Annotated in this window: 6 protein-coding genes and 2 tRNA genes; 6 read left to right on the forward strand and 2 right to left on the reverse strand. The window is 35.5% G+C overall.

Annotated features, from left to right (window positions below):
- Positions 1–82 precede the first annotated feature (82 nt).
- A tRNA-Ser gene (locus GAB14E_RS15995) sits at positions 83–173 on the forward strand.
- Between the two features lie 571 nt (positions 174–744).
- On the opposite strand, the gene sigZ is transcribed toward GAB14E_RS15995, so the two are convergent.
- Positions 745–1,287 (reverse strand): RNA polymerase sigma factor SigZ, encoded by a 543-nt coding sequence (gene sigZ, locus GAB14E_RS15990; protein WP_033081476.1) that lies wholly within the window; start codon positions 1,285–1,287, stop codon positions 745–747.
- 214 nt (positions 1,288–1,501) lie between these two features.
- Between sigZ and arsH the strand changes: the two genes are divergently transcribed.
- From arsH to GAB14E_RS15975, 3 genes are all read left to right on the forward strand, one after another.
- Positions 1,502–2,176 (forward strand): arsenical resistance protein ArsH, encoded by a 675-nt coding sequence (gene arsH, locus GAB14E_RS15985; RefSeq protein ID WP_052093534.1) that lies wholly within the window; start codon positions 1,502–1,504, stop codon positions 2,174–2,176.
- A gap of 549 nt (positions 2,177–2,725) precedes the next feature.
- Entirely contained in the window at positions 2,726–6,319 is a 3,594-nt protein-coding gene (locus GAB14E_RS15980) for a response regulator (RefSeq protein WP_052093535.1), read from the forward strand.
- 2 nt (positions 6,320–6,321) lie between these two features.
- Positions 6,322–7,200 carry a CheR family methyltransferase gene (locus tag GAB14E_RS15975; RefSeq protein ID WP_081967742.1) on the forward strand — a complete coding sequence of 293 codons (879 nt, stop codon included), beginning with the start codon at positions 6,322–6,324 and terminating at the stop codon, positions 7,198–7,200.
- 260 nt (positions 7,201–7,460) lie between these two features.
- Here GAB14E_RS15975 and GAB14E_RS15970 read toward each other — a convergent pair whose 3' ends face one another.
- Positions 7,461–9,581 carry an EAL domain-containing protein gene (locus tag GAB14E_RS15970; protein ID WP_033081477.1) on the reverse strand — a complete coding sequence of 707 codons (2,121 nt, stop codon included), beginning with the start codon at positions 9,579–9,581 and terminating at the stop codon, positions 7,461–7,463.
- Positions 9,582–10,382: 801 nt separating this feature from the next.
- Here GAB14E_RS15970 and GAB14E_RS15965 point away from each other — a divergent pair.
- Together GAB14E_RS15965 and GAB14E_RS15960 are read left to right on the forward strand one after the other, a co-directional pair.
- Positions 10,383–10,473, forward strand: a tRNA-Ser gene (locus GAB14E_RS15965).
- A gap of 1,056 nt (positions 10,474–11,529) precedes the next feature.
- The gene (locus GAB14E_RS15960; protein WP_156115676.1) at positions 11,530–12,117 is read left to right on the forward strand and encodes an alpha/beta fold hydrolase domain-containing protein; all 588 of its coding nucleotides are present in this window, start codon (positions 11,530–11,532) and stop codon (positions 12,115–12,117) included.
- Position 12,118 lies beyond the last annotated feature (1 nt).

Raw genomic sequence — 12,118 nt, forward strand, 5'->3', positions numbered from 1 at the left:
CTTTACAACTTATTAGAGAGACTTTAGTATTCGCCTCGTTCTCAAGCAAGCATTGTTTTTACCTGCTTATTTGTTAACTTCAGGTGAGATGGCTGAGTGGTCGAAAGCACCGGTCTTGAAAACCGGCAAGGGTTTGTAGCCCTTCTAGAGTTCAAATCTCTATCTCACCGCCACATTTAGAAAAGGCGCTAATCGAAAGATTAGCGCCTTTTTGCTTTTCATAATCGGTAAAAAGGGTTTGTAGCGCAGCACCTATGTGTAGAGTCCAAATATCTAACTCACCGCCACATTCTAAGAAACCGCTAATCGCAAGATAAGCGGTTTTTTTTCGCCTTTGGTTTAGTGATGAGCATCAAGAGTGGGTTTGTAGAACAATACCTACAGTAGAGTTCAAGTCTCAATCTCACTGCCACATTTAGAAAAGGCGCTAATCGAAAGGTTAGCGCCTTTTTGCATTTGAAATTTTTACAACCGGCATAAGGTTTGTAGCGTAGCATCTATGTGTAGAGTTCAAATCTGGATTCACCGCCACATTCTAAGAAATCGCAACTATACCAAGTCGTGGTTTTTTTTCGTCTTGAGTTTAGTTGTGAAACAGATAAAAGGTTTGTAGCGCATTACCTACCGTAGGGTTCAAGTCTCTATCTCACCGCCACATTTAGAAAAGGCGCTAATCGAAAGGTTAACGGGCTTTTTGCTTTTCCAATTTTGTAAAGTACCACCACAGGTGCAATACATTACAGGTTACTTACAATTATTATTTTTTGTTTTTGCATCCCAATCATAAACATTACCTAATTTATCAATTTTAAAATGACAACATTCGTCAAATACCTGTTTAAGCAAACCTCTACTTTTTTGCACTCGTGACTTGAGTGTAGAGTAACTGATCCCTAATTGCTCAGCATATTGCTTTTGTGATTGATTATTTATATCAATAGCAGTTAATAAACTAGCGTGCTTATCTGGGAGCGCATTAATAAAAGGTGATATACAGTTTGATAAGTCAACCTTCCTCTCTTGAGATCCTTCAAAGGGCAACAAACCCTCAATTTTGATTACTTGAGCACGACCTTTTTTTCGATAGTAGTCAATGATGGTGTTATTGGCTATTTGAAATAACCAAGACTTAACACTTTTTTGTGTTTTTACTGCATTGAGGTTGTTAAAGGTTTTTATCAAAATGTCTTGTAATAAATCTTCAACATCAGCTTCATTTGAGATCTTCGCATGTAAAAATCGCTTTAGCGCTTCTCTGTATTCTAACCATATATCTTCAATATTCATTTTACTGACAATCTCCATTACTTGGACGAGGCTTTTCAATCTCCAAGCTTTCTTCATTAACTCTTTAAGGTGATTTTGCCTCCGTATTAGACGAGCGACAAGCTGAAAAGATGAAAAATAGTAAAGTTAATATATTTAACCATTTTTTCATTAAATTTTCGTCTTTTTGTAATGTTAGTCGTCTTATGGGTAAATAAACACATTGGAATTATTCATGAGTTACTTAAAAAACGAACAATTTAACCTATACCCTACAGTTAACAAAGTCAGTATCCATAAGCCAAGAGTATTAATGCTATATGGCTCTTTGCGTGGCACTTCATATAGTCGCTTAACTGCTGAAGAAGCAGGTCGTATCTTGAATACCATGGGAGCTGAAGTTAAGTTTTTTAATCCCAAAGGACTACCGTTATTTGATAACAATGACTCAGCTGCCCATCCTAAGGTAATAGAGCTGAGAGAATTAGTGCAGTGGTCTGAAGCACAAGTATGGTCATCTCCTGAGATTCACGGCAACATGTCAGGTGTAATGAAAACTCAAATCGATTGGATCCCTTTGTCACTTGGCGCAGTTAGGCCAACACAAGGAAAGGCTTTAGCTGTCATGCAAGTAACAGGTGGTTCACAAAGCTTTAACGCAATCAATAACATGAGGATATTAGGTCGCTGGATGAGAATGTTAACTATCCCTAATCAATCATCTGTGGCAAAAGCTTATTCTGAGTTCTATGAAAATGGCATAATGATACCGTCATCTTATAGAGACCGTATTGTTGATGTTATGGAAGAGCTAATGCGCTTTACCTATTTAACTAGAGATCAAAATGAATTCTTGCTCGACAGATATAGTGAGAGACGTGCCATACAAGAAAAATTGTTAGCCATGTAAGCTCATACCACTAACAATTATACCAAAGGTATTTTATTGAATAAAACCAGTAACCTATTCGTCCCAATTTACGGGGCGCATTAAAAAAAACCGCTAATTGAAAGATTCGCGGTTTTTTGTTTTCTGTAATTAAAAATAGTTAAACGATGGGTTTATAACGCCAAACTTGTTATTAGAATTCAAACTTGGATTCAACGTCACACTCTAAGAAATCAAATCGCAACTTTAACGAGTCGCAGTTTTTCTAAACGCTTAGAGCAAAAGGGGATAATTGCAGCGCATTATATTATATGTTTTGTCTTTATCATGTGAATAGTCGTCAAGGTATATCGAAATATCTATTCTAAATTGGAAGTTTAGGATTAAGCGAAGAATAAAATTGAAGTTGTTGGTTACTTTGTTAGAATAACATACTGTTACACTTTAGGTGTTGTCGTGAGTTAATAACATATTAATTTATTTGATTATTATGTTTACATGACTGCCTAAAACAGACTAATTAACATGTCATTGTCTGATAATTTTAACATAATAATAAAGGACCTATAAATGAGTAAAGGCAACGGAAAACTAGCTGAGAGCCATTACAGGAGCGAGAAAGCTTATTTAATAAAGCTCTTCACTACTCTATTTGTTATCTTTGCGATTACTTGTTTTAGTTTATATAGCTTTACCGATAATGTTAATACTAAGCTCACAGAGAAAGCAGCTATTAACAGTGCAGAAATTTATATCAAAGCACTTGAAGAGTTTAGAACTGTTTATACTTCAGAAGTTGTTAATACAGCGAAGCTTCAAGGGTTGGAGATCACTCACGATTACCATAATAAAAGCAATGCTATACCCTTACCAGCAACATTAAGTATGTTACTTGGGGAAAGAATGGGTGATGGTATTAATGGTACTAAAACAAGACTCTATAGTCCGTTTCCGTTTCCATGGCGAGAAGCAGAAGGAGGTCTTAAAGATACTTTTTCTCATGAAGCATGGGCTTTTTTGAAAAATTCGCCTCAGCAAAGTTATTCAAAATTTGAAGAAAATGAGCAAGGCCAGTTTTTACGATTTGCGAAAGCGGATCTAATGCGTGAGAGCTGTGTTAATTGTCATAACTCACATGAGTTTACCCCCAAAAATGATTGGAAGGTAGGGGATGTTCGTGGCATTTTGGAGGTTACCTTACCGCTAAGTAGTAGTACTGCTTATTCGAACGAAAGTTTATTAAATTTATTTTGGTTGTTAGTCGCGATTTCTTCGGTTGGTATTGCAACTATTAGTTTTTTCTCTGTAAGAGTACGCAGAGCAACACAGCGCCTTGCTGAAAACTCTTTAACAAAAGAGAGACAAAATTCATTAAACAACCTTTTTACCGGAGAACAAACCCTAGATGGCTTGGCAAATAAAATATTAAGTTTTTTAGCTCCGGAGATTCGTGCTAACCAAGCCGCTTTGTTTCTGTCCGATTCAAAAGATGAATATCACCTGATTGGCAGTTATGCCGTTGAATTGAATCAATTAAAACAAACAAGCTTTAAATTGGGGCAAGGACTTGTTGGACAGTGCGCCCAAGAAGGTGTTGCATTGACTGTTGATGCTATTCCTACTGATTATATGAAAGTATCATCGGGGTTGGGCGAAGCTTTACCCAAGGTCATTGGCTTAATTCCGATTAAATATAAAAGCAACGTTATTGCTGTTTTAGAATTTTCAAGCTTGGCTCATTTTGAAGAAGCAACCCACGAAATATTATTACCTTTGCTCGATATTATTGCGACAGCGTTACAAACATCGCAATCTAGAAGCAGTATTGATAACTTACTGAAAGTTAACCAAGAGCAAGTCTCAGAATTAAAAACTCAACAAGAAGAATTAACGTCAGCTAATCAGATATTAGAAGAGCAAACTTTACAATTACGCCAATCTGAAAATGAATTAAAAGCTTCAGAAGAAGAGCTGAAATTACAAAGTGATCAATTAAGAGCTAGTAATGAAGAGCTAGAAGAAAAACAAGAATCTTTACAGCGACAAACAACACAGTTAATAACATCTAAAAAAGAATTAGAAAAAAGTGCCGAGAACTTAAGCCAAGCGAGTAAATACAAATCTGAGTTTCTGGCAAATATGTCTCATGAATTGAGAACACCTTTAAATAGCATATTAATTTTATCAAAAATATTAACTGAAAATAAAGATGAAAACTTAACCCTAAAACAAGTAGAAGAAGTAGATATTATTCACCAAGGTGGTCAATCACTGTTAACGTTAATAAATGACATTATGGACTTGTCAAAAGTTGAAGCGGGGATGCTAGACATTAATATTGATGCGGTATCGCTTAACAATATCAGTCAACACTTAACAAATTTATTTAACCCAGTGGCTACAAATAAAGGTATTGATTTTACTATTACCATCGATGAAAAATTGCCTGAATTTATCCAAACAGATCATCAAAGGTTAGAGCAAATATTAAAAAACTTTTTATCCAATGCTTTCAAGTTTACCAAAGACGGTGAAGTTTGTTTATCTATAGAGCAGTTTTCAATTGGTACAAAGGGGCTTTCATCTATTTTAGATGGCTGTTCTGTTATTGCGTTCTCAGTAACAGATACAGGCATCGGCATCGCATTAGATAAACAAAAGGCGATATTTGAATCCTTTCAACAAGCAGATGGTGCAACAAATCGTGAATACGGTGGTACAGGGCTTGGGTTATCTATATCTCGAGAATTAACTCGTTTGTTAGGTGGTGAAATTAAATTAACCAGCCAGCAAGGTAAGGGTAGCTGTTTCACCTTGTATTTACCGCAAAACTTGTCAATAACTCAGCCAGTGTTAAATTCTAGTTTACCTATTGTAACGCCAGTAAAGGAAATTACTAATAATGATGCCCAAGAAAGTGGGGCAATAAAAGGTGTACCTCTTTGGTTATCAGATGATAGGCATATTTTTTCACTGGCTGATAGAACATTATTAATCATTGAAGATGATAAAGTATTTGCAAAAATACTTGTTGAATTAGTTAGAAGCATGGGCTTTAAAGCCATTGCGACTAACATGGGCAGGGAAGGTATCTTTTTAGCAAAAGACTTTTGCCCGAGTGGTATCCTTCTAGATTTAGGTTTGCCTGATATAGATGGCTTACAGGTATTAGAACAGCTAAAAAACAACTTAAAAACAAGGCATATACCTGTACATGTTTTATCTGCGAAAGATAAAAAAGTAGAGTCTTTAAACCTAGGTGCATTAAATTATTTAGATAAACCGACAGAAACTGCCACGATAACTTCTGTTTTACAAGACTCATTTGGTAAGTTAACCAAGGATGTTAAAAAAATTCTTCTCGTTGAAGATGACAATAATGCGCAAATAGCCGTAAAACATTTACTTGAAACACCTGACATTAATGTCACCTTTGCCGATACGGCAACAGAAGCATGTCAGTTACTTAGCCACCAACAATATGATTGTATTATCTTAGATTTAGGCTTACCTGATATCAGCGGCACAGAATTGGTGCAAACAATCAGAAGTCAGGAAAACTCGATAAACACACCTATCATTATTTATACGGGTCAAGAAATCACCAAAGAACAGCAGCAAGTGTTGGAGAAATTTTCACTTTCAATTGTTATCAAGGGCGCAGAATCTCCAGAACGACTTTTAGATGACGTTGCTATGTTTTTACATCAAGTTGAACATGGACTGTCGATAGAGCAACAAGAAACGTTGAAAATGCTCCATGATGAAAATGAAATGTTAAAAGGTAGACGAGTATTAGTAGTTGATGATGATTTACGTAATGTTTTTGCTATCACTCGCGTATTGGAAACCACCGGGTTAAAGATTACTCAAGCTGAAAATGGCCAAGCGGCACTTGATGCAATTGGCAGAGCAAAGCAACCATTTGAATTGATTTTAATGGATATGATGATGCCGATAATGGATGGTATCGAAGCAACACAAAAGATACGTGAAATGGCACTATATCAGTCAACACCAATTATTGCCTTGACTGCTAAGGCGATGCCAAGTGATAGGAGTAAATGTATAGAGGCAGGAGCATCAGAGTATTTAACCAAACCATTAGATATGGATAAATTACTGTCTATTTTACGTGTTTGGCTTTATCAGAGAAAATACTAACAATGACAGTGAAAGAGCCATCAAAAGCTATATTATCAGAGCTGAAGCTGTTATCTCAAGAAAACACAACAGCGTTAGAAGTTGACATGTTTTTGGACGCCATATATAAGCAGTATGGCTATGACTTTCGTCATTACGCAAGATCATCACTGTTAAGACGAATTGATCATTGCTTGGAAAGAGAAAAAAAACGCTATATCAGCGAGCTAATTCCCTGTGTCATTCATGATAGGTTCTTCTTTGATCGTTTTTTACAGGATATGTCAATTACGGTAACCTCCATGTTTCGTGACCCACATATGTTTAAGATGTTACGGGAAAAAATCATCCCTAAATTATCAACCTACCCCTCGATAAATATTTGGCATGTAGGTTGTGCAACAGGGGAAGAAGTCTATTCAACCGCAATAATATTGGATGAAGCTGGCTTGTTAAACCGAAGTCGCATATATGCGACAGATTATAATAACAATTCGTTAACAGTTGCTGAATCTGCAACGTATCCAATTGCTGGGATACGTCAGTTTTCAAAGAACTATCAAGACTCAGGTGGTTTATCTTCATTTGCTGACTATTATCATGCCGGCGCTGATTCTGTCGTATTCTCAAATAAATTACGCAATAAAATAACGTTTGCGCACCATAACCTAATGAAAGATGGGGTGTTTGCTGAAATGCATTTGATTTTATGTCGTAATGTACTGATATATTTTGACCAAACGTTACAAAACCAAGTGTTAACCACATTAGCTGATAGCTTGGTACATAGGGGGTTTTTAATGCTGGGCGACAAGGAGTCTTTGGACTTTTCTTCTGTCGCTCAGCTATTTGATAAACCTTTTAACAAACAACGAATATATCGCAAGAAGCTGCTTACTTAACCTGAACTCTGGATAATGAGTACATGATGTTTAAGTAAAAACAGCAACTTACGGCTGTTAAGAGAAGAACTTTCAAGATTAAGTAGATATATGCTCTATCAATGTTTCAATTTATTCAATTATCAAGGCAAAACGTTTATGAATAACGGGTTATTTATCGACGTTTTAACGCTGAGAATCGGATAAAGGGGAATATTGGGCAAGTGCTGCTTATCCAGAGCTCAGGTTACTTAAGCAAGTAGGTAAAAAATAGGTTAACTCTACTTTAACAGTAAACTACTTTCGTGATTTTGTTGTGCATTTACTGTAGTGGTAAGTAATAGATTAACCTGGTATTTCGATAAAGGTTTACTGTAATAATACCCTTGTACCTTATCTACGCCTAAAGCTAAAATATGCTCAAGCTGCGTTAGTTCTTCAACGCCTTCAGCAACGACTTCCATTTCACAAACGCGCGCTATGGTCATTACCGCCTGTATTAAAGCACTAGTTTTTTTACATTTAGTCACACGTTGAGTAAAACATTGATCAATCTTTATTACGTCAAATGGTATGTTTTGTAGGTAATTTAATGAAGAATAGCCAGTACCAAAATCATCTAAGGCAAGTTTAATACCCATAGACTTTAACGCATCAATGGTTCGCATTACCGATTCTGTATGTGTGAGTATGGCTGTTTCAGTTATTTCTAAAATTAAACGATTAAAGGGGAATTGATATTCAGAAATTATTTCTTCTAGAACATCTAAAAAATTGGGTGAGTTAAGTTGCTTCGCTGAAAGGTTAACCGAGACAGTTAAATGCGCTTTATCGGCTTGTAGATTCCATGAAGCGAGTAATTTACAACTTTCAATCAGTACAAATGCACCTATTTCGTGAATTAAGTGTGATTGTTCAGAAATAGGTATGAACACAGCAGGTGAAATAATCTCATCACCATAGCCTGATTCAGGCCATCTAACTAGTGATTCAACGCCAATAAACATCTTTTGCTTAATTGAATATTGTGGTTGAAAATGTAAATCGAGTGCATTGTCTTCAATTATATGGCGTAATTTATTCTGAATAAATGCTTGTTTTTCACGCTGTATAGACATTGATTCAACAAATCGTTGATAACGGTTACGGCCTGCTGATTTAGCTTCATAAAGCGCTATATCAGCCCATTTTAATAATGTCATTTTATCTATTTGGCCGCCTTTACTATGAGAAATACCAATACTTGTTTCAATAAAAATTTCTTTATCTTGAATGACAAATGGACTGGACATAATAGTAACTATTTTATTGGCAACCTGCTCAGCCGCGAGTTCACTGGTATCTTCTAAAAGAATGGCAAACTCATCGCCACCAAGTCTTGCGGAAATATCTGTCTCTCGCAACATATCGGTGATTCTCTTGGCGACATCTTGTAATAACTCATCACCAATATCGTGTCCTAAAGTGTCGTTGATTTGTTTAAAGTGATCTAGGTCAAGCATCAACAATATGACGCTGCCATTATTGCGCTTAGAACGATTAATGGCTCGTTCTAACTGATCATGAAAATAACTCCGATTAGCAAGTTTGGTAAGAGGATCATAGTTAGCTAATGTTGTTAACTTCTTCTCCATGTTAAGTCGGAGTGTTATATCTTGAAATAATACGATGGTCGAGGCATTTGGTGTATTTACCTCAGTTGAACATGTTAATTCAACCGGGCAGGGACATGCATCATTCGACGTTAAATAAATATTTTGTAGTTGAACCGCATTGTGTTTATCTAACCTATCTTGAATACTCTTAAATAGGTTCTCTTCAACGTTGGCGGTATTTTTAAAACAACGGTTAAAATGACTCTGGCATAGTTTTTCAGGAGTGGTATTTAGTAATTGAGCACTTTTAGAGTTAGCAAACTGAATAAAACCGCGATCGTCTAATTTTAAAACGCCTTGTCCTGCACATTCTAAAATGAGTTCACTTTCAGCTTTTAATTGTTCTGTTTTAACATGTAGTTGATTTAATTTAACAAATTGCTTCACCTTATTAATTAAAATAGTGGGCTCTATGGGTTTAGTCAGATAGTCAACTGCGCCAGATTGATAGGCTTTAATGATGTTTTGGGTATTTGAATGGTGGGCTGTTAACATAACAATAGGTGTATGTTTATGAGCTTCCGTTGAAGATATTAACTCAGCGACTTCATAGCCATCCATATTAGGCATATTAACGTCGAGTAAAATTAAAGCAAACTTATGATAAATGAGAAGTGCTAAAGTTTCTTCGCCGCTAGCGGCATGATAGATATCGATATTAGTTAATGGTTGAAGCAGCTTCTCTAAAACTACTCTATTAGCGTGATGATCATCAACAATGAGAATTTTACTTGCAATTAGATCCATTAATATTTTCCGGCACCCTTAAGATGTCTTATTTTTAGTTAAGTAAATAATAGACTAGGGTATTTGAAAGTTAATGAAAGCAATATAATTTCTGTTGAAATTAAGTGATTACATTTACAAAAGCCATGACGAATATTATCGACGTTTATAAGCTAGTTTAGCTTGTTTACAAAAAAACTCCATTTTTTTTATATGGTTAGGATAATGCATTGATTTAGAGGTTAATAATAAGCAACTGGTCGTGCTGTAACAATAAATTGCATGCATAGCTATAGAGTTAATTTATAGAACATTGCTTTAATTTTGTGCATTTCTATATGTCGTTAAGGTTTTAGTTTGCTTTTTCTCTTCGCTGCTTGTTCTAGTTAAAAGAATATCATGCCACAAACTGTAATTGAAGAGCTGGGGGAGGACGTTTTGAGCTGACTTTTTAACCAATAGAAGTGCTCTTTCCTGAAAAACTGTTTGCTCGGTGTCGATGGCATAGTTATAGCTAGTTCGATTATGGTCTTGATATTTTTGGCGATTGGTCAATGATGTATATTAGTTATTTCATATTAAAAATCTGAATATCGTGACAGGTAAAAGCAGTCAGTTAGGTGACAGTGCCAGCAATTTCGAATGGTTGCAAAATGTGATTAATAATGAGGCAACAAAATGTAATTAAAAACGAAATATGGCTATTTTTTTAGCAAACAAACCCAAATATCAAAATAGTGCTTTACAACTTATTAGAGAGACTTTAGTATTCGCCTCGTTCTCAAGCAAGCATTGTTTTTACCTGCTTATTTGTTAACTTCAGGTGAGATGGCTGAGTGGTCGAAAGCACCGGTCTTGAAAACCGGCAAGGGTTTGTAGCCCTTCTAGAGTTCAAATCTCTATCTCACCGCCACATTTAGAAAAGGCGCTAATCGAAAGATTAGCGCCTTTTTGCTTTTCATAATCGGTAAAAAGGGTTTGTAGCGCAGGACCAATGTGTAGAGTCCAAATATCTAACTCACCGCTACATTCTAAGAAACCGCTAATCGAAAGATAAGCGGTTTTTTTTCGTTTTTAGTTTAGTGATGAGCATCAATAGTGGGTTTGTAGCATAATACCTACAGTAGAGTTCAAATCATTATCTCACCGTCATATTAAAAAATAAAGCAAGCGCTTGATATTAAACGGTTTTTGTTTTTTTTAAGGTTTTTAAATCAGTCCAACAGGATTGACTGAGACAATGTACTTATTTCGCGGCACTAATTACACACATTTACCCGTATCTGTTTTTCAAAAGAGTTAAAAAACAGAAGCTTCCCCTTTGATATTAAAATATCATTACTTTCTTAATTCATTGATCTATTGAGGATTAAAACCACTCCTTAGCCGTTCAAAGTCTCCATACTCAATTCGTGCATGAGAACCTTTGCCTACACTTGATAAATACTATTACTTCTAGTGCTAATAAACTGATGATATACCCTTGTTATTTGTGATGTACAGATATAGTCGTTAACTAAAAATCTCACACTTGAGTTATCCACTACTTTTCCCCAAATGATAGAGCCGATATGTATATCACCATCATTTACATCAACTAAACACAAACTTTGACTACAGCATTCATTAGCTCGACCTTAACCATATAAACCATAAGGTGCTTTAAAAATATTAAGAAGTTTTCATCCAATAATGTTTAGTTCAAACTAGGTTGTTTTTAGGGCGTAAATGGTCTTTCTCATTTAAGTGTGATATTGTCATGGTAGAGAATTATTTTCGGTGTAACGCATTAATTTAACTGTATTTAATGTAATAATTGAGTTCAATTTAATGCTAATGAAATGACGAGTTTTTAAGAACAAGGATAGTAATTATTTCAACATTAGTTTTGTTGCCAGGAGCGGATGGGACAGGGGAGCTATTTACAGAGTTTCTGTCGTACTACGACGGTGACCATTTAGTTATTACTTTGCCTAAATCTGGCCCTCAAGACCACGCAACTTTAGCTAACGTTATAAATAAACAATTACCAACTGAAAACTATGTATTATTAGCTGAGTCTTTTGCTGGCGGCATTGTTCCAGAGCTACTTAAGTTAAATCCTACACATATGAAAGGCGTGATCTTTATCGCCAGTTTTTTAAGCTCTCCCCGTAAATTTTTAATAAAGTTAGCTAAGTTATTACCAATTAAAGCACTGGCTTCTGCGCCATTATCGGTCATTGCTCATAAGTTACTATTTTTTGGTCATGGATCATCAAAGGAGCTTTTATCTAAATTTGTAAAAGTGATTCATTCTATTTCTGAACAGGTACTAAAAAATAGATTAGAAGTTATGAGTAAGCAAAGGCTTCCAGAGATAACTTTTGATATTCCCTCAATATATATTCGAGCACTCTCTGATAGGCTTATATCACCAATGAAAAGTCATGAAGTTTCCAATGTTTTCAATAATATTGAGTTTCTAGAAATAGAAGGGCCTCATTTCATATTGCAAGCAAAGCCAAGAGAAGTTGCCTTACTGGTAAATAAACTCATTCAATCAGGGAAGATATAAC

This window comes from Colwellia psychrerythraea (genome assembly GCF_000764185.1).
Classification (GTDB): Bacteria; Pseudomonadota; Gammaproteobacteria; order Enterobacterales; family Alteromonadaceae; genus Colwellia; species Colwellia psychrerythraea_B.

Bases quoted from the DNA above. Each gene is read 5' to 3' on its own strand.
- GAB14E_RS15980 (WP_052093535.1), top strand. From the start codon at position 2,726: ATGAGTAAAGGCAACGGAAAACTAGCTGAGAGCCATTACAGGAGCGAG.
- arsH (WP_052093534.1), top strand. From the start codon at position 1,502: ATGAGTTACTTAAAAAACGAACAATTTAACCTATACCCTACAGTTAAC.
- sigZ (WP_033081476.1), bottom strand. From the start codon at position 1,287: ATGAATATTGAAGATATATGGTTAGAATACAGAGAAGCGCTAAAGCGA.
- GAB14E_RS15975 (WP_081967742.1), top strand. From the start codon at position 6,322: ATGACAGTGAAAGAGCCATCAAAAGCTATATTATCAGAGCTGAAGCTG.
- GAB14E_RS15970 (WP_033081477.1), bottom strand. From the start codon at position 9,581: ATGGATCTAATTGCAAGTAAAATTCTCATTGTTGATGATCATCACGCT.